This is a genomic window from Streptomyces sp. NBC_01591 (genome assembly GCF_035918155.1).
Taxonomy (GTDB): Bacteria; Actinomycetota; Actinomycetes; order Streptomycetales; family Streptomycetaceae; genus Streptomyces.
Genome location: NZ_CP109327.1, coordinates 6,035,416 through 6,052,576, shown reverse-complemented (window position 1 = coordinate 6,052,576; position 17,161 = coordinate 6,035,416). Strand labels below are relative to the sequence as shown.

Annotated in this window: 14 protein-coding genes; 8 read left to right on the top strand and 6 right to left on the bottom strand. The window is 71.3% G+C overall.

Annotated features, from left to right (window positions below):
* The first annotated feature begins 4 nt into the window (after nt 1-4).
* From scy to OG978_RS28070, 6 genes are all read left to right on the top strand, one after another.
* Nucleotides 5-3,865 carry a polarized growth protein Scy gene (gene scy / locus OG978_RS28095; protein ID WP_326767874.1) on the top strand — a complete coding sequence of 1,287 codons (3,861 nt, stop codon included), beginning with the start codon at nt 5-7 and terminating at the stop codon, nt 3,863-3,865.
* A 184-nt stretch (nt 3,866-4,049) separates the two neighbouring features.
* On the top strand, nt 4,050-4,988 hold the full coding sequence (locus OG978_RS28090; RefSeq protein ID WP_317865633.1) for a cellulose-binding protein: 939 nt from the start codon (nt 4,050-4,052) through the stop codon (nt 4,986-4,988).
* Between the two features lie 107 nt (nt 4,989-5,095).
* Nucleotides 5,096-6,106, top strand: coding sequence for an ABC transporter ATP-binding protein (locus OG978_RS28085; RefSeq protein ID WP_326767873.1), 1,011 nt, complete (start codon nt 5,096-5,098; stop codon nt 6,104-6,106).
* Between the two features lie 5 nt (nt 6,107-6,111).
* Nucleotides 6,112-6,891, top strand: a complete 780-nt coding sequence (locus OG978_RS28080; protein ID WP_326767872.1) for an ABC transporter permease subunit — start codon at nt 6,112-6,114, stop codon at nt 6,889-6,891.
* Between the two features lie 177 nt (nt 6,892-7,068).
* Entirely contained in the window at nt 7,069-8,196 is a 1,128-nt protein-coding gene (locus tag OG978_RS28075; protein ID WP_326767871.1) for an ABC transporter ATP-binding protein, read from the top strand.
* Nucleotides 8,193-9,065 carry an ABC transporter permease subunit gene (locus tag OG978_RS28070; RefSeq protein WP_326767870.1) on the top strand — a complete coding sequence of 291 codons (873 nt, stop codon included), beginning with the start codon at nt 8,193-8,195 and terminating at the stop codon, nt 9,063-9,065. Before OG978_RS28075 ends, OG978_RS28070 begins: the two co-directional genes overlap by 4 nt.
* A gap of 21 nt (nt 9,066-9,086) precedes the next feature.
* Here the strand turns inward: OG978_RS28070 and OG978_RS28065 are convergent, their stop codons facing one another.
* Complete coding sequence (locus tag OG978_RS28065) at nt 9,087-9,416, bottom strand: ATP/GTP-binding protein (protein WP_326767869.1); 330 nt, start codon at nt 9,414-9,416, stop codon at nt 9,087-9,089.
* 211 nt (nt 9,417-9,627) lie between these two features.
* Between OG978_RS28065 and OG978_RS28060 the strand changes: the two genes are divergently transcribed.
* On the top strand, nt 9,628-10,671 hold the full coding sequence (locus OG978_RS28060; RefSeq protein WP_326767868.1) for an LLM class flavin-dependent oxidoreductase: 1,044 nt from the start codon (nt 9,628-9,630) through the stop codon (nt 10,669-10,671).
* Nucleotides 10,672-10,746: 75 nt separating this feature from the next.
* Here the strand turns inward: OG978_RS28060 and OG978_RS28055 are convergent, their stop codons facing one another.
* The gene (locus OG978_RS28055; protein WP_326767867.1) at nt 10,747-11,139 is read right to left on the bottom strand and encodes an SCO5389 family protein; all 393 of its coding nucleotides are present in this window, start codon (nt 11,137-11,139) and stop codon (nt 10,747-10,749) included.
* Nucleotides 11,140-11,409: 270 nt separating this feature from the next.
* Between OG978_RS28055 and nucS the strand changes: the two genes are divergently transcribed.
* Nucleotides 11,410-12,081: an endonuclease NucS gene (nucS, locus tag OG978_RS28050; protein ID WP_148020753.1), complete on the top strand. Its 672-nt coding sequence runs from the start codon at nt 11,410-11,412 to the stop codon at nt 12,079-12,081.
* Nucleotides 12,082-12,168: 87 nt separating this feature from the next.
* On the opposite strand, the gene OG978_RS28045 is transcribed toward nucS, so the two are convergent.
* The 4 genes from OG978_RS28045 to OG978_RS28030 all read right to left on the bottom strand — a co-directional run bounded on the left by OG978_RS28045 (nt 12,169) and on the right by OG978_RS28030 (nt 17,096).
* Nucleotides 12,169-14,664, bottom strand: a complete 2,496-nt coding sequence (locus tag OG978_RS28045) for an ATP-binding protein (protein ID WP_326767866.1) — start codon at nt 14,662-14,664, stop codon at nt 12,169-12,171.
* A gap of 216 nt (nt 14,665-14,880) precedes the next feature.
* Nucleotides 14,881-15,204, bottom strand: coding sequence for an STAS domain-containing protein (locus tag OG978_RS28040; RefSeq protein WP_072486732.1), 324 nt, complete (start codon nt 15,202-15,204; stop codon nt 14,881-14,883).
* 236 nt (nt 15,205-15,440) lie between these two features.
* Nucleotides 15,441-16,289: a 3-hydroxyacyl-CoA dehydrogenase family protein gene (locus OG978_RS28035; protein WP_326767865.1), complete on the bottom strand. Its 849-nt coding sequence runs from the start codon at nt 16,287-16,289 to the stop codon at nt 15,441-15,443.
* Between the two features lie 165 nt (nt 16,290-16,454).
* Nucleotides 16,455-17,096, bottom strand: coding sequence for a TetR/AcrR family transcriptional regulator (locus OG978_RS28030; RefSeq protein WP_326767864.1), 642 nt, complete (start codon nt 17,094-17,096; stop codon nt 16,455-16,457).
* Between the last annotated feature and the right edge of the window lie 65 nt (nt 17,097-17,161).

Here is a 17,161-nt window from a genome sequence, read left to right as displayed (position 1 = left end):
CGCAGTGCGGGGCTACGAACGCCAGGAGAGCCACCGAGCTGACGACGACCATCTCTCGCGGTTCGAAGCCGAGATGGACCGGCTGAAGACCGACCGGGAGAAGGCCGTCCAGCACGCCGAGGACCTCGGTTACCAGGTCGAGGTCTTGCGCGCCAAGCTGCACGAGGCTCGGCGCAATCTCGCGACCCGTCCCGCGTACGACAGCGCGGACATCGGCTACCAGGCCGATCAGTTGCTCCGTAATGCCCAGATCCAGGCGGATCAGCTGCGGACCGACGCCGAGCGGGAGCTCCGCGACGCCCGTGCGCAGACACAGCGGATCCTCCAGGAGCACGCCGAGCACCAGGCACGGCTCCAGGCCGAGTTGCACAACGAGGCGGTGCAGCGGCGCCAGCGGCTCGATCAGGAACTGGCGGAGCGCCGCCAGACCGTCGAGTCCCACGTCAACGAGAACGTCGCCTGGGCCGAGCAGCTCAGGGCCAGGACGGAGTCCCAGGCCCGGCGGCTGCTGGAGGAGTCGCGGGCCGAGGCCGAGCAGTCCCTGACGGCCGCGCGCACCGAGGCGAGCCGGCTGGCGGAGGAGACCCGCCAGCGGCTCGGTTCCGAGGCGGAGACGGCCCGGACCGAGGCCGAGGCGATCCTGCTGCGCGCCCGCAAGGACGCCGAACGGCTGCTGGACGCCGCCTCCAGCCAGGCGCAGGAGGCCACCAGCCACGCCGAGCAGCTGCGTACGTCGACGTCGGCCGAGACCGAGCAGACCCGGCAGCAGACCGCCGAGCTGAACCGGGCCGCCGAACAGCGCATGCAGGAGGCCGAGACCCAGCTGCGCGAGGCCCGACTGGAAGCCGAGAAGGTCACCTCCGAGGCGAAGGAGGCCGCGGTCAAGCGGCTGGCCGCCGCCGAGTCGCAGAACGAGCAGCGCACCCGTACGGCCAAGTCGGAGATCGCCCGGCTGGTCGGCGAGGCGACCAAGGACGCCGAGACGCTCAAGGCGGAGGCCGAGCAGGCGCTCGCCGACGCCCGGGCCGAGGCGGACCGGCTGAAGTCCGAGGCGTCCGAGAGGGCCCGCACGGCGGCCGCCGAGGACACCGCGGCCCAGCTCGCCAAGGCCGCCAGGAGCGCCGAGGAGGTGCTGACCAAGGCGTCCGAGGACGCGCAGTCCACCACCAGGGCGGCGAGCGAGGAGGCCGACCGGATCCGCCGCGAGGCGGAGGCCGAGGCGGACCGCCTTCGCGGCGAGGCCGCCGAGCAGGCCGATCAGCTCAAGGGCGCGGCCAAGGACGACACCAAGGAGTACCGGGCCAAGACGGTCGAGCTGCAGGAGGAGGCGCGCAGGCTGCGCGGCGAGGCCGAGCAGCTGCGCTCCGAGGCGGTCGCCGAGGGCGAGCGGATCCGCGGCGAGGCCCGCCGCGAGGCCGTCCAGCAGATCGAGGAGGGCGCCAAGACCGCCGAGGAGCTGCTGGCCAAGGCGAAGGCGGACGCGGAGGAGCTGCGCGGCGCCGCGGGCACCGAGAGCGAGCGGGTCCGCACCGAGGCCACCGAGCGGGCCGGCGCGCTGCGCAAGCAGGCCGAGGAGGCCCTGGAGCGAGCCCGCGCCGAGGCCGAGCAGCTGCGTACCGAGTCCGAGGAGCAGGCCGGCTCGACCACCACCGCGGCCGAGCGGGCGGCGGCGGAGCTGCGCGAGGAGACCGAGCGTGCGGTCGCGGCCCGGCAGGCGGAGGCGGCCGAGGAGCTGGCCCGGCTGCATGCCGGGGCCGAGACCAGGGTCGCCACCGCCGAGCAGGCGCTCACGGACGCGCGCGCCGAGGCGGAGCGCCTGAGGCGCGAGACGAACGAGGAGTCCGAGCGGCTGCGCGCGGAGGCCGCCGAGCGGATCCGGACGCTGCGGGAGCAGGCGGAGACCGAGGCGGAGCGGCTGCGTGACGAGGCCGTGGCGGATGCGTCGCAGTCGCGCGCGGAGGGCGAGTCCGTCGCCGTACGGCTGCGCTCCGAGGCCGCCGCCGAGGCCGAGCGGCTCAAGTCCGAGGCGCAGGAGAGCGCCGACCGGGTGAGGTCCGAGGCCGCCGCCGCCGCGGAGCGGGTGGGCACGGAGGCCGCCGAGGCGCTGGCCGCCGCCCAGGAGGAGGCCAACCGGCGCCGCCGGGAGGCCGAGGAGACCCTCGACGCGGCGCGCACCGAGGCGAACCAGGAGCGCGAGCGGGCCCGCGAGCAGAGCGAGGAGCTGCTCGCCTCCGCCCGCAAGCGGGTCGAGCAGGCGCAGGCCGAGGCGCAGCGTCTGGTCGAGGAGGCGGACAGCCGGGCGACCGAGCTGGTCTCCGCGGCCGAGCAGACCGCCCAGCAGGTACGGGATTCGGTCAGCGGGCTGCAGGAGCAGGCCGAGGCGGAGATCGCCGGGCTGCGCTCGACCGCCGAGCACGTCGCGGAGCGGACGAAGTCCGAGGCGCAGGAGGAGGCGGACCGGGTCCGCACCGACGCGCACGCCGAGCGGGAGCGGGCCGGCGAGGACGCGTCCCGGATCCGCCGGGAGGCGCAGGAGGAGTCCGAGGCCGCGAAGGCGATGGCCGAGCGGACCGTCGCCGACGCGATCGCCGAGTCGGAGCGGCTGCGGGCGGACACCGCCGAGTACAGCCAGCGGATGCGTACCGAGGCCTCCGACGCGCTGGCCTCGGCCGAGCAGGACGCCTCGCGCAGCCGCGCCGAGGCCCGCGAGGACGCCAACCGGATGCGTTCCGATGCCGCGACCCAGGCCGACCGGCTGGTGGGCGAGGCGACGAGCGAGGCCGAGCGGATCGGCGCGGAGTCGACGCAGCAGGCCACCCAGCTCGTGGAAGAGGCGACCCAGCAGGCCACCACGCTGGTCGACGACGCGAAGCAGCAGGCGGCCCGGCTGTCGGACGAGGCCGCGGACGAGGCCGAGCGGCTGCGTGCGGAGGCGGCGGCCACCGTCGGCTCGGCGCAGGAGCACGCGGCCCGCACCCGCGAAGAGTCGGAGCGGGTGCGCGCCGACGCGGAGTCGGCGGCCGAGCAGATGCGCGCGGAGGCCCGCCAGGAGGCGGACCGGCTGCTCGACGAGGCGCGGGAGGCCGCGGCGAAGCGCCGGGCCGATGCCGCCGAGCAGGCCGACCAGCTCATCAACAAGGCCCAGGAGGAGGCGCTGCGCGCCGCCACCGAGGCCGAGGAGCAGGCCGACACGATGGTCGGCGCGGCCCGCAAGGAGGCCGTGCGGATCACCTCGGAGGCCACCGTCGAGGGCAACTCCCTGGTGGAGCGGGCCCGTACGGACGCGGACGAGCTGCTGGTCGGCGCGCGCCGGGACGCCACGGCGATCCGGGAGCGGGCCGAGGAGCTGCGGACCCGGATCGAGGGCGAGATCGAGGAGCTGCACGACCGGGCCCGGCGGGAGACCTCCGAGCAGATGAAGACGGCGGGCGAGCGCGTCGACAACCTGATGAAGGCGGCGACGGAGCAGCGCGACGATGCGGCGGCCAAGGCCAAGGAGCTGCTGGCGGACGCCAATTCGGAGGCGAGCAAGGTCCGGATCGCCGCGGTGAAGCGGGCCGAGTCGCTGCTGAAGGAGGCCGAGCAGAAGAAGGCCACGCTGGTCCGCGAGGCCGAGAAGCTGCGGGCCGACGCCGAGGCCGAGGCGAAGCGCACGGTCGACGAGGGCAAGCGCGAGCTCGATCTGCTGGTGCGTCGGCGCGAGGACATCAACACCGAGATCTCCCGTGTCCAGGACGTGCTGGAGGCGTTGGAGTCCTTCGAGACGCCGACGGGTGGCGGCAAGGGCGGGAGCGGCTCCAGCGGCAACGTCAAAGCCGGGGCCTCGGCGGGCACTCGATCGAGTGGCAAGTCGTCCGAGGGGTAGTCGCCTTGTCAGCTCCCGTGCTCCGTAAGGAACGTTCAACCCTCCGAGTGGCAAGAGTTGCGGGGGTCAGCCACTCAAAAGAGGTGTCATTCTCCAGACCAAAAGGGCATCCGCTCGGTGACACGCCGTCCGGGCCCATAGGATTCCCTCTAACACCTCACCGGTCTCATTCGACAGGAACCCCATGAGCGACCCTTCCTCCCCCTTCGGCTTCGAGCTCGTGCGACGTGGATACGACCGCGGTCAGGTGGATGACCGCATTACCAAGCTCGTCGCCGACCGTGATAGTGCCCTGACCCGCATCACGTCTCTGGAAAAGCGCATCGAGGAGCTCCACCTCGAAACGCAGAACGCCCAGGCCCAGGTGAACGACGCGGAGCCGTCGTACGCCGGTCTCGGTGCCCGCGTAGAGAAGATCCTCCGCCTGGCCGAGGAGGAGGCGAAGGACCTGCGTGAGGAGGCCCGTCGCGCCGCCGAGCAGCACCGTGAGCTCGCCGAGTCGGCCGCCCAGCAGGTGCGCAACGACGCCGAGACGTTCGCCGCCGAGCGCAAGGCGAAGGCCGAGGACGAGGGTGTCCGTATCGTCGAGAAGGCCAAGAGTGAGGCCGGCTCGCTGCGTACGGAGGCGCAGAAGGACGCCGCGCAGAAGCGCGAGGAGGCGGACGCCCTCTTCGAGGAGACCCGCGCCAAGGCCGCCCAGGCCGCCGCGGACTTCGAGACCAACCTGGCCAAGCGCCGCGACCAGTCGGAGCGCGACCTCGCGTCCCGTCAGGCCAAGGCCGAGAAGCGTCTCGCCGAGATCGAGCACCGCGCCGAGCAGCTCCGCCTGGAGGCCGAGAAGCTCCGTACGGACGCCGAGCGCCGGGCCCGTCAGACGGTGGAGACCGCGCAGCGCCAGTCCGAGGACATCGTGGCCGACGCGAACGCCAAGGCCGACCGGATCCGCAGCGAATCGGAGCGCGAGCTGGCGGCGCTCACCAACCGCCGCGACTCGATCAACGCCCAGCTGACCAACGTCCGCGAGATGCTGGCCACGCTGACCGGTGCCGCGGTCGCCGCCGCCGGCACCCCCGCCGACGACGAGCCGGTCACCCGTGGTGTCCCGGCTCAGCAGGGCCGCTGACCCCGAGTACTTCAGCTGTACCCCAGGAGGACACTGAAGATCCTCCTCACGCGCCCGGTTCCGCCCCTGTGGTGGCGCCGGGCGCGCGGCCGTTCTAGCGTGAACGCATGATCGAGCTCGATGGCCTCACCAAGCGCTTTGGCAACAAGGTTGCCGTCGACCGGCTCTCCTGCCAGGTCAGACCCGGAATGGTGACGGGTTTTCTGGGGCCCAACGGGGCGGGCAAATCCACCACGATGCGGATGATGCTCGATCTCGACAACCCGACCAGCGGTTCGGTGCGCATCGACGGCAAGCACTACCGTGACCTGGAAGAACCCCTCAAGTACATCGGGGCGCTGCTGGACGCGAAGTCGATGCACGGCGGGCGCAGCGCGTACAACAATCTGCTCTGTCTCGCGCAGAGCAATCGCATCCCGGAGAGCCGGGTCGCGGAGGTTCTGGACACCGTCGGTCTGACCGCGGTGGCGAAGAAGAAGTCGAAGGGGTTCTCCCTCGGCATGGGTCAGCGGCTCGGCATCGCGGCGGCGCTGCTCGGCGACCCGCAGGTGCTCCTCTTCGATGAACCGGTCAACGGCCTGGACCCCGAGGGCATTCACTGGATCCGCAATCTGATGAAGGCGCTCGCCGCGGAAGGCCGGACCATCTTCGTCTCCTCGCACCTGATGAGCGAAATGGCCCTCACCGCCGACCACTTGATCGTGATCGGCCAGGGCAGGCTGCTCGCCGACACATCGATGGCCGACTTCATCCATCAGAACTCCCGCAGCTACGTACGGCTGCGCTCGCCGCAGCAGGAGCGGCTGCGCGATGTGCTGCACGGGGCGGGCCTGATCGTGGTCGAGACGGGGGGCGGCACGCTGGAGATCGACGGCGCCACGACCGAGGCGCTGGGCGAGCTCGCCGCGCAGCACCAGATCGTGCTGCACGAACTGAGTACCCAGCGGGCCTCCCTGGAGGAAGCGTTCATGCAGATGACGGCGGACTCCGTGGAGTACCACGCGCATTCGGACCACGCCGCGGCACCACCGCCCACAGGCCCGCAGTGGGGCGATCAGTGGAACCAGCAGACCGGTGGCGGCCCGGCCGGCACCACCGGCACCGGCAAGGGGGTGTGACGACGATGGCATCGGTACCCGCGGTCCTGACCTCCGAGTGGACCAAGATCCGTACGGTCTCCTCGACCGTCTGGACGCTGATCTCCGCGTTCGTCGTCACCGTCGCGATGAGCGCGGCGCTCTGCGCCCTGATGAACTCCCAGTTCGACGACCTCCCGGAGATGGAGCGGGCCACCTTCGACCCGACCCTGATCAGCTTCTCCGGCATGGTCCTCGGTCAGCTGGCCATGGTCGTCTTCGGTGTGCTGGTGGTCGGTACGGAGTACAGCTCCGGCATGATCCGCACCTCGCTGGCGGCCGTGCCCCAGCGCGGTTCGTTCCTGTTCAGCAAGATCACGGTGGCCGGGGTGCTGGCGCTGGTGGTCGGCGTCGCGACCAGCTTCGTCTCGTTCTTCCTCGGACAGGCCCTGCTGGGCGACCACCACACGGACATCGGTGCGGACAACGTCCTGCGCGCGGTCGTCGGCGGCGGCATCTACATGGGTCTGATCGGGATCTTCTCCATGGGTGTGGCGACGATGCTGCGCAGCTCCATGCTGTCGCTCGGCATCCTGATGCCGTTCTTCTTCCTGGTCTCCCAGATCCTGTCGGCGGTGCCGGGGGCGAAGAAGGTCGCCCGGTACTTCCCCGACCAGGCCGGGTCCAAGATCATGCAGGTGGTTCCCGACGCCATGAACAGCGACCCGGCTCCCTACGGGCCGTGGGGAGGGCTCGGCATTCTGCTCGCCTGGGTGGCGGCCGCGCTGATCGGCGGCTACCTCGTGCTCAAGAAGCGGGACGCATGACCGTTCGCGGGGCCGGGACCTGCCCGGAAGCTCTCCGTCCGCCCGGTCCGGAGCGACGCGCGTCCGCAACGGCTTGGGCGGAACCGTCAATGCCTGGATATCCTCCTAACTCTTACGGGGGCGTGCGGCCGCTCGGCCTGGGCCCCGACGACACATGTGAGTCGATGGGGCTGGAGCATGATCGAGGCAGTCGGCCTGACAAAGCGCTACGGCGCGAAGACGGCCGTGTACAACCTTTCCTTCCAGGTGCGGCCGGGCGCCGTCACCGGATTCCTCGGTCCCAACGGGTCGGGCAAATCCACCACCATGCGCATGATCCTGGGCCTGGATCAGCCGACTTCCGGCCATGTGACGATCGGCGGCCACCCCTTCCGCAGCCTGCCGAACGCACCGCGCCAGGTGGGCGCGCTGCTGGACGCCAAGGCCGTGCACGGCGGGCGCAGCGCCCGTAACCACCTTCTCTCGCTCGCCCAGCTCGCCGGCATCCCGGCCGCCCGGGTCGACGAGGTGCTCGGAGTCGTCGGTCTCCAGGACGTCGCGCGGAAGCGGTCCAAGGGCTTCTCGCTCGGCATGGGCCAGCGGCTCGGCATCGCGGCGGCGCTGCTCGGCGACCCGCAGGTGCTGCTCTTCGACGAGCCGGTCAACGGTCTGGACCCCGAGGGCATCCTCTGGGTCCGCAATCTGATGAAGATGCTGGCGTCCGAGGGCCGTACGGTCTTCGTCTCCAGCCATCTGATGAGCGAGATGGCGCTCACCGCCGACCATCTGATCGTGATCGGCCGGGGGCAGCTGCTCTCCGACATGAGCGTCAAGGACTTCATCTCGGCCAACTCGGCCGACTTCGCCCGGGTGCGGGTCGCGGACGGCCCCGCGGAGCGGCGCGAGAAGCTGACCGCCTCGCTCACCGAGGCGGGCGGCCAGGTCATGTCCGAGCCGGACGGGGCCCTGCGGGTCACCGGGCTACGGCTGCCGCGGATCAGCGATGTGGCGCACGAGGCGGATGTCCGGCTGTGGGAGCTCTCGCCGCACCAGGCCTCGCTGGAGGAGGCCTACATGCGGATGACGCAGGGCGCCGTGGACTACCGCTCGACGGCGGACCAGAAGGCAGGTCTGCAGCAGCCGGTGGACCACGGGTACGCGCAGCCGGGGTACGGAGCGCCGCAGCCACCGGCCCCGGAGATGCCGCAGCAGAACTGGTACGCCCCGCCGCCGCCCGGACAGAACCCGTACGCGGGAGCCCCGGCCGGGCCCGCCGGGCCCGCCGCAGACCTGACCAAGCGCGAAACCAGCGAGGACGCCCGATGACAACGCCGCCGACCCCGCAGGCGCCGTACCAGCAGCAGGCCCCGGCCCCGCAGCAGAGCCCGCAGGCCGCGCCGGCCGGTCTCTACACCTCTCCGATCCCGGTGCGCCGGGCCACTCTCGGCGACGCTATCGCCTCCGAGTGGACCAAGATCCGCTCGGTGCGCTCCACGATGTGGACGCTCGGCGTCATGATCGTGCTGCTGCTCGGGATCGGGCTGCTGGCCGCGGTCACGGTCAACGCCGCCGATACCGATCTCGGCACGACGCCGGTGCTCAGCCTCGGCTTCTTCGGGGTGCTGCTGGGCTCGATCTGTGTGATCACGCTCGGTGTGATGACCATCGCGTCGGAGTACGGCACGGGCATGATCCGTACGACGCTGACCGCCTGCCCCAGCCGTGCGCGGGTGCTGAGCGCGAAGGCGATCGTCTTCTTCCTGCTCACCTTCGTGATCACGACCGTGACGACCGCGCTGGTCGCGGTGTTGCAGACTGCGTTCATCGACAGCGCGGCGCCCAGTGGCGGCGACTGGCTGCGCGCGACGGTCGGTGTGGGCCTCTACATCGCGACGCTGGGCCTGCTCTCGCTCGCGATCGGCGCTCTCATCCGGCACTCCGCCGGGGCGATCACGATCATGATCGGAGTGGTGCTGCTGCCGCTCGTGCTGGCCATGTTCATGTTCGCGGAGTCGCTCTCCGACCTGCAGCTGGCGCTCTTCCAGTACTCGATCCCCAGCCAGCTCAGCGCCTTCTACTCCACCTCGGTCGCCGATTCGGGGCCGACCGGCTGGGACCCGCTGTGGATCATGCTCGGCGTCACGGCCGTGGCCATGGTCTGCGCGTTCGCCACTCTGGACCGCCGGGACGTCTGACCCGCCCCCGCCCGGAGGGGCTCAGTAGCGAGGCGCGTTCCTGGACCGCTGCACCTGTGTGGTGCGGCGGTCCTTCGCGTTCCAGCACGCCTTGTGCCAGTGCCTGCGGTCGTCGATCCCGCCGTACTCGGACCAGGCCACCAGATGCGGGACGCCGGACGGGATCTCCTGGTCGCAGCCTGGGCAGCGGTACCGCTTGCCCGCCGCGCTCGCGCCGCTCACCGGGCGGACCGACCACTGCTCGCCCTGCCACTCCTCGGCACGCCCGCCGCCGCCGTACCTGGCCCCCGGCTCCGCTGTGCTGTCGTGGGGACTCTCGCCGCCTCGGGGGCGGTTGCGGCGCGGGGACACGTGGCACCTCACAGGGTGGTCTGGGCAGTTCCCGTCCAGCGTAGGGCCATTTGGCCGACGCGGGCGTCCGGCGCCTCGCGGGACGGCGCCCCGGACGGGGTGAGTTACCGGAAAATCGCAACAACTTGCCGGTGGACCGTGCCTTTGGCACGTGTCAGACGTTGTTGCTCCATAGGGGAGAGCCGCGTCGGCCGCAAGGAGGCAATTGGCGATGCGTGTGGGAACGTTCGTACTGGCAGCCCAGTTTCCGGGGCAGGGGCCGGGAGAAGCGCTGCACCGCGCGATCCGGTCCACCGAGGTCGCGGAGGAATCCGGGCTCGACTCGGTCTGGCTGGCAGAGCATCATTTCGTGCCGTACGGGGTCTGCCCGTCCGCCGTCACCCTGGCCGCGCTGCTGCTCGGCCGGACCCGCAGAATCCGGGTGGGCACGGCGGTGAGCGTGCTGCCGACCCAGCATCCGGTGGCGCTCGGTGAACAGGCTGCGCTGCTCCATCTCACCAGCGGCGGCCGATTCACCCTCGGCGTCGGCCGGGGCGGCCCCTGGGTGGATCTGGAGGTGTTCGGAGGTGGCCTCGATGCGTACGAGAAGGGCTTCCCGGAGTCCCTGGAGCTGCTGCTCGACTGGCTGGGCAAGCCGCGGGTGGCCGGGCGCGGGGAGCGGTACGGCTTCCGCGAGGTCGCCGTGGTCCCCCGGGCCGACGAGCTGCTCGCCGGGGACGGCGGCGAAAACCCCGGCAGCCCCGAGGTGGTCGTCGCGTGCACCTCTCCGAAGACGGTGAAACTCGCCGCGGAGAAGGGGCTGCCGATGCTGCTCGGGATGCACTGCGGGGACCAGGAGAAGGCGGACATGGTCGCCCTGTGGCGCTCCACCGCGTTCGCCGCGGGCCGCTCGCCCGAGAGCGTCCACGAGGCCGGACACGTGTCCGCGGGGGTGGCCCAGATCGCCGACCGCCCCGAGGATGCGGTGGAGACGCTCGTGAAGGCGATGCCGGGCTGGCTGCGACAGGGACTGGATGCCCATGTGACCGTCGACGGCCGGCACCGGGTGATGCGCGATCCGGTCGCGTACACGGAACTGCTGTGCGGCCTTCATCCGGTGGGCCCGCCCCGGCTCGCCGCAGACCGGCTCGCCGCCACCGCCGAGCGGACAGGCATCACCCGCTTCGCGCTCCTGGTGGAGGGTTCGGGAGAGCTGACGGCCACGGAGGAGAACGTAGCGCGGCTGGGCACCGAAGTGCTCCCGCTGCTCACCTGACAAGTCGTAAGAAGTACGGGCGCTGCCGCCCCGGAGCCAGTTGCACCGATCGCGGTCCGGAACGGCAGCAGGCGTTTAGCAGTCCCGTAGTTCGGGCGACTGATTGAGCAACTGGCCCCTCACCGAGGTGAAGCGGGCCAGACGCTCGTCGACCGAGGAGTCCAGCGGGAACACCGCGACGCGGTGGCAGTTCTGGAATGCCAGGCGCACCCCGAAGTGCCGCTGCAGCGCGCCGCGTATCGCATCACTCGCGAGCGCGCGCAGCAGCTGACCACGTGCCTGTTCGTTGGGCGGCGGCGTCTGGTTGTCGGCGAACTCCCCGCCGTCGACCTTCAGCTGAGCCACCAACGAGCTGATCATCTCCCATGCGTAGGGCAGGGAGGTCCGGACGCAGTCGACGAAGTCGGCTTCGTCGACCTCGCCTCGCTCGGCCTGTTCCAACAGGGCCGGTGAGACGTCGAGCGACATGGGTTCTCCTCTCGCGACCCCGACGCCGGGCCGGGGCCTTACGGGCAGGGAAGGAGGACGGCGACGCAGCGTACACGGACGGCGACCTCCTGCTTACACGGTAAGGGCGCAGTCCTGGCCGCACCAGGAGATTGGGAACACAACCGGCCAATAACGAAGGGGCGCAAAGAGGGGCAAGCCCGAGCGGCACCCCTTGAACGCAAGCAGGGTGACGGGTGAGGCAGGGGGAGAATCGCGTGGAGTACCTCTCGTCGAGTAGCGTTGCCGACCATGCGTCTCGTCATCGCCCGCTGCTCCGTGGACTACGCCGGCCGGCTCACGGCCCACCTGCCCTCCGCTCCCCGTCTGATCCTCGTGAAGGCGGACGGGAGCGTGTCGATCCACGCCGACGACAGGGCGTACAAACCCCTCAACTGGATGTCACCGCCCTGCACCCTCAAGGAGGGCACCGACGACACCGCGGGCGTCTGGACCGTGGTGAACAAAGCGGGCGAGAAACTGATCATCACGATGGAGGAGATCCTCCATGACTCGTCCCATGAGCTGGGTGTCGACCCCGGTCTCATCAAGGACGGCGTCGAAGCGCATCTGCAGGAACTGCTCGCCGACCGGATCGAGACACTCGGCGAGGGCTACACCCTGATCCGCCGCGAGTACTTCACCGCCATCGGACCGGTCGACATCCTGTGCCGGGACGCCGACGGCCAGACCGTCGCCGTGGAGCTGAAGCGGCGCGGCGACATCGACGGCGTGGAGCAGCTGACCCGCTATCTGGAACTGCTCAACCGCGATCCGCACCTCGCCCCGGTGAAGGGCATCTTCGCGGCCCAGGAGATCAAGCCGCAGGCGCGGGTGCTGGCGACGGACCGCGGGATCGGCTGTGTCGTTCTCGACTACGACGCGATGCGCGGCATCGAGGACGACAAGCTGCGGCTGTTCTGACCCTTCCCGCTCCCCTCCCGTTCTCCTCTGCTCCCGAACGCCGGACGTGTGTGTCACGCGTCCGGCGTTCGCTGCTTCCGGGGCGGCTCAGGCCACCGTCGGGCTGCTGTCCGCACTCGCCGCCGCCGATGACGAGGAGGAGGAGGAGGGCCCGCTCGCCGAGTCGGAGGTGTCGGGCGAGGACGGCTCGGGCTCGGTGGCCGTGTCCGTCGGGGTCGGGGATCCGGTGTCCGTCGGACTCGCGGTCGGGCTGGGCGACTTCGTCGACGTGGGCGACTTCGTCGGGCTCGGCGACTTGGTCGGCTTGTCCGACGTCGGCCTGCCGCTGGACGGCGTGTCCGACGACGGGGTGCCGCTCGGTCCCGAGGGGTCCGAGGACGGCGTACCGCTGCCGCTCGGCGTGATCTCGCTGCCCGACGGGCCGGGCGTCGCCGCGCTGGAGCCGGGTGCCGTGTCGCCGGGCGTCGAACCTTCCTCCGGGCTGTCGGCCGGGACCTCGTCCTCGCCGCCGTCCTGGCTCTGCGACTGCTCGGTGGTGACGTCCTGGTTCCCCTGGACGTCGTCGTCGCCGGAGGTGAGTCCCAGCGCCACCACCGTGCCGAGCACGCCGGTCAGGAGTACGCCCGCTGCCGTCGCGACCAGGTTGCGCCGGGCCCCGGCGAGCGCCGAGAAGCGGCCTCCCCGTGCGCCCCCGGCGGCCTTGGGGGCGCTCTGCCGCGATATCACCGCGGTGGCGCCCTCGTACGACCCCGACAGCGTCTGCGTCACGGACGGCGCCGCGCGGGTGGGCGATGTCGGCGGCTCCTCGGTCCGCGGGACCGGCAGCTCGTCTCCCGGCGGGGTGAGGACGACGGGCAACGGGCCGCCGGTACGGTCCGCGACCAGCGCGAGGGCGCGCCGTCCGGCCACCGCGCCGGACTTGTCGGCGAGCGCCCCGCGCATGCCGATCGAGGTCTCCAGTTCGGCCCTGGCCCGGTCCGGATTGCCGGCGAGGAGCGCGAGAACGCCCAACTCATGGTGGAAGTACGCCTCTTCGGCGACCTCCCCGGCGATCCTGGCGGCCTCCTGGCCGATCCGCAGTGCCTTCTCCCAGGCTCCCCAGTGCAGGCCCGCCGCGAAGGCCGGAGAGGCGCTGCGGGCCAGCAGGACGGCCACGCTGGTCTGCCCCGCCCCGTCGCCGGGCACCAGCTGCGCCATCGCCGCGATGACGGCGTCGCCCTCGGCCGTCACCCGCTCGGGGGTGACCGAGGGGTGACCGGCCCACCAGGCGTAGTGCTGGGCCGCGGTCCGGGCCCGGTCGGTGGTGTCCTCGCCGTATCCGGCGGCTTCCAGCTGGGTGACGACACCGGCGGCCAGCCGGTAGCGGGAACCGGCCGGGGAGAGCAGCCCGCAGCCGGCCAGCTCACCGAGCGCGGCGTCCGCGTGGGTGTCCCCGATGAGCGCCGGCAGATGCGCCTGGTGCGGCACCTCGCCGCCGAGGGCCACCGCGAAGCGCAGGGTGTCGCGGGCGGGACCGCTCAGCCGTGAGGCGAGCAGTGCGGCGGGTGCCGCGCCCTCCCCGAGGCTGGGCAGCGGTACGTGGACGCCGTCGACGGCCTGGTCGTGCCCGAAGGGGATGTCCGCGGGCATGCCGTCGCGGCCGCCGTACTCGCCGTACGCCTCGGGGTCGGTGCGCAGCACGTCGCGCTGGCGCAGCAGGGCGCCCGCCTGGACGAAGCGCAGCGGCAGTCCCTCGGACTCGAACCAGAGGTCTCCCGCCCAGTTCGCCTCCTCGTCGGTGAGCGGACGCTCGACGGCCCGCTCCAGCAGCTCGACCGCGGCGCTGCGGCCGAGGCCCGCGAGGAAGACCTCTTCGAGGTGCGAGTCCGTGGTGGGTGCGGCGACGTCCGGAACCGTCGCGAACAGGAAGGCGCACTCCGGTGTCGCGTCGAGCAGCTCCTCCAGCGCGGCCCCGCCGAACTCCAGGTCGTCGAGCAGGACGACGGCGCCGATGCTCCGGACCTTGTCGAGCAGACCGGCGCGGTCGGGTCGGTGCAGCGGCGCGTCGTGGACGGCCTCGAAGAGCCCGTACAGCAGGTCGGCGGCGGTGCGCTTGTAGCCGTTGAGCCGTACGACTCCGTCCGGTGCGAGGTCGGCGCAGTCGGCCGCGACGGCGTCCAGCAGTGCCGTACGGCCGGATCCGGCCGGTCCCGTGAGCCGCACCGAGCGGCCCTGGGCCAGCAGGCGCACCAGCCGTTCGCGCTCCTGCGCACGCTCCAGGAGCGGCAGTTGGGGGGCGGGCGGGCCCGGCGGTACGGGCGGCGCGGTGGCGCGTTCGCGGTCGGCGCGCCCGGTCGCGGTGCGCCGGGCCGGAGGACCGGGCTGCTCCCCCGGCGGGCACAGCTCGACCTCGCTGCCGTCGACCGGGTTGACGGTGAGGAGGTAGTCGCCCGATATGAGCCGGACGACGCGCGCCTGTGCCGGCGTCGGCTGACCGGGATCCGGGGTCAGCTGGTCACGGGCCGGCCGTCTGCGGCCGGGCCCCTCGCCGAAGCTGTCGTTGTCCCGGCCGTACTGTTCCGGTCCCCGGTGTGTCGGGTCCATCGCCAAAGCCCCCAGACGCGTCGCGCACGATTGCCCCTCCCGGCCTCGCACGCCCCGCTGTCGCTTCTGGTCCGGTGTCCGCCAGGTGGGTTCGTCAATCGGCGGACGGGCCGAACCCTAGACCGTCGCACGGGGTCCCCGCACAGTCGGGGGGTCACGCCGTCCGAAGCGCGCGTTCTCGTGCGGATTGCGCGCTTTCGGTCGCGGCGCACGCCGCTACACGCGCGGCAGCGAGTCCGCGGCGATTCCGCCCTCGATGGCCAGGATGCGGTGCAGCCGGGTCGCCACCAGCAGGCGCTGCATCTGCGGCGGCACGCCGCGGAGCACCAGCCGCCGCCCGGCCCGTCCGGCCCGGCGGTGTGCGCCCATGATGACGCCGAGTCCGGTGGCGTCCCAGGAATCCAGCTCGGTCAGGTCGAGCACCAGGTCGCCGACACCGTCGTCGAGGGCCGAGTGCAGGGCCGTACGGGCGTCCGCCGCGCTTCGGACGTCGAGGCGGCCCCCGACGACCAGCTCGGCGTGGTCGCCCCTGATGTGCATATGCGCTCCCCTGGAATGCTCCGTGGCATGGTTCGTCTGTCTGTTCTGTCTCTCCCACAACTGACTGCGACAGAGACAGGGAAGTTTCCGTCTGTAAGCGAACCGATACCGAATTCACTCCGTGGAGTGACTGAGGCGCGGCGAGGGCCCGCTCGGACCCACTGATTCCGGGAGACTCCCCCCGGACCTCCAGGCCTGACCGACGGCAGATCAGGCAACCGGAGGACCGAAAACGATCAGTACGTGTAGAAGCCCTGCCCGCTCTTGCGGCCGATGTCACCTGCATCCACCATCCGGCGCATCAGCTCCGGCGCGGCGAACTTCTCGTCCTGCGACTCGGTGTAGATATTGCTCGTGGCGTGCAGCAGGATGTCGACGCCGGTCAGGTCGGCCGTGGCGAGCGGGCCCATGGCGTGGCCGAAGCCCAGCTTGCAGGCGATGTCGATGTCCTCGGCCGAGGCGACGCCCGACTCGTACAGCTTGGCGGCCTCGACGACGAGTGCCGAGATCAGCCGGGTGGTGACGAAGCCGGCGACGTCGCGGTTGACGACGATGCAGGTCTTGCCGACGGACTCGGCGAACTCCCGTGCGGTGGCGAGGGTTTCGTCGCTGGTCTTGTAGCCGCGTACGAGTTCGCAGAGCTGCATCATCGGGACCGGCGAGAAGAAGTGCACACCGACGACGCGCTCGGGGCGCTCCGTCACGGCCGCGATCTTGGTGATCGGGATGGCGGAGGTGTTGGAGGCGAGGACGGCGTCGTCCCGGACGATCTTGTCGAGTGCCCGGAAGATCTCGTGCTTGACCTCCAGCTTCTCGAAGACGGCCTCGACGACGACATCCGCGTCGGCGACCGCATCGAGGTCGGTGGTGGTCGTGATGCGGGCGAGCGCGGCCTCGGCGTCGGCCGCTTCCAGCTTGCCCTTGGAGACGAACTTGTCGTACGAGGCCTTGATTCCGTCACGTCCACGGGCCAGGGCCTCGTCGGTGACGTCGCGCAGCACCACGTCCCAGCCCGCCTGGGCGGAGACCTGCGCGATGCCGGACCCCATGAGTCCGGCTCCGATGACGGCGAGCTTCCTGGCCACGTCTGCACCCCTTGGTTTCTGTTCGCCTCTGCAGCTGGTCCCTGCACGGCCGGTCTCAACGGTTTTTCATATGCTCTCCGGCGGAGATTAGTACCCGTGAGGGGCGCTGGGGCCGTGAAGAGATGCGCGTCACGTCTCACATGACGGACATCACACCGGGACACCTCATTCGGCGGCGCGCCGGGCGTAGTTGAGGACCTTTTCGCCGAGAAGGTCCTCGATCTCGTCGAGCAGGACGAGCGCGTCGCGCGAGACCTCGGCCGCCTTGCGCCCGGCCAGCATCTCCTGGCTGATGTGGCCGACGAGGGCCCCCTCGATCCAGGCGAGCTGACCACCCACCAGGCCCGGCAGCGGATCGTCCGCCGTCGCGCCCACCTCCTCACGGAGGGTCGTGACGACGGCGTCCAGCACCTCCTGCTGGAGGCGGCCGAGGCGGGCCTGGAGCGTGGGCGCCTCCTCGATGACCCGCATGAAGTCGGCGAAGCCGTCCATCAGTCCGAGTTCCGGCGACACCGCGACGACCAGGGCCCGCAGCTCCCGCAGCACCGCCTCGGCCGCCGACTCCCCCTTGTCACGGGCGCGGACGAAGCGGGCCACCCGCTGGGTGACGCCCTTCATCCGGTCGAGGAAGAGGTCCTCCTTGGCGGGGAAGTAGTTGTAGACGGTGTTGACGGAGACGTCCGCCAGCTCGGCGATCTCGGCGACGGTCACCGTGACGAAACCGCGCTCCAGGAACAGCCCGGTCGCGAGGTCCGAGATGTGCTGCCTGGCCTGGCGCTTCTTGCGTTCCCTGAGTCCCTCAGCCATCCGCCCATCGTAGGGCCGGTGCGTGAGCCGATGAAAAATTGGTGTCATTGCATTTTTCAAGCGAC

Excerpts from the sequence above, each read along its gene's own strand:
- OG978_RS28085 (WP_326767873.1), top strand. The coding sequence starts at position 5,096 with ATGATCGAGCTCGATGGCCTCACCAAGCGCTTTGGCAACAAGGTTGCC.
- OG978_RS28055 (WP_326767867.1), bottom strand. The coding sequence starts at position 11,139 with ATGTCGCTCGACGTCTCACCGGCCCTGTTGGAACAGGCCGAGCGAGGC.
- nucS (WP_148020753.1), top strand. The coding sequence starts at position 11,410 with ATGCGTCTCGTCATCGCCCGCTGCTCCGTGGACTACGCCGGCCGGCTC.
- OG978_RS28045 (WP_326767866.1), bottom strand. The coding sequence starts at position 14,664 with ATGGACCCGACACACCGGGGACCGGAACAGTACGGCCGGGACAACGAC.
- OG978_RS28080 (WP_326767872.1), top strand. The coding sequence starts at position 6,112 with ATGGCATCGGTACCCGCGGTCCTGACCTCCGAGTGGACCAAGATCCGT.
- OG978_RS28090 (WP_317865633.1), top strand. The coding sequence starts at position 4,050 with ATGAGCGACCCTTCCTCCCCCTTCGGCTTCGAGCTCGTGCGACGTGGA.
- OG978_RS28070 (WP_326767870.1), top strand. The coding sequence starts at position 8,193 with ATGACAACGCCGCCGACCCCGCAGGCGCCGTACCAGCAGCAGGCCCCG.
- OG978_RS28075 (WP_326767871.1), top strand. The coding sequence starts at position 7,069 with ATGATCGAGGCAGTCGGCCTGACAAAGCGCTACGGCGCGAAGACGGCC.
- OG978_RS28060 (WP_326767868.1), top strand. The coding sequence starts at position 9,628 with ATGCGTGTGGGAACGTTCGTACTGGCAGCCCAGTTTCCGGGGCAGGGG.
- OG978_RS28030 (WP_326767864.1), bottom strand. The coding sequence starts at position 17,096 with ATGGCTGAGGGACTCAGGGAACGCAAGAAGCGCCAGGCCAGGCAGCAC.
- OG978_RS28040 (WP_072486732.1), bottom strand. The coding sequence starts at position 15,204 with ATGCACATCAGGGGCGACCACGCCGAGCTGGTCGTCGGGGGCCGCCTC.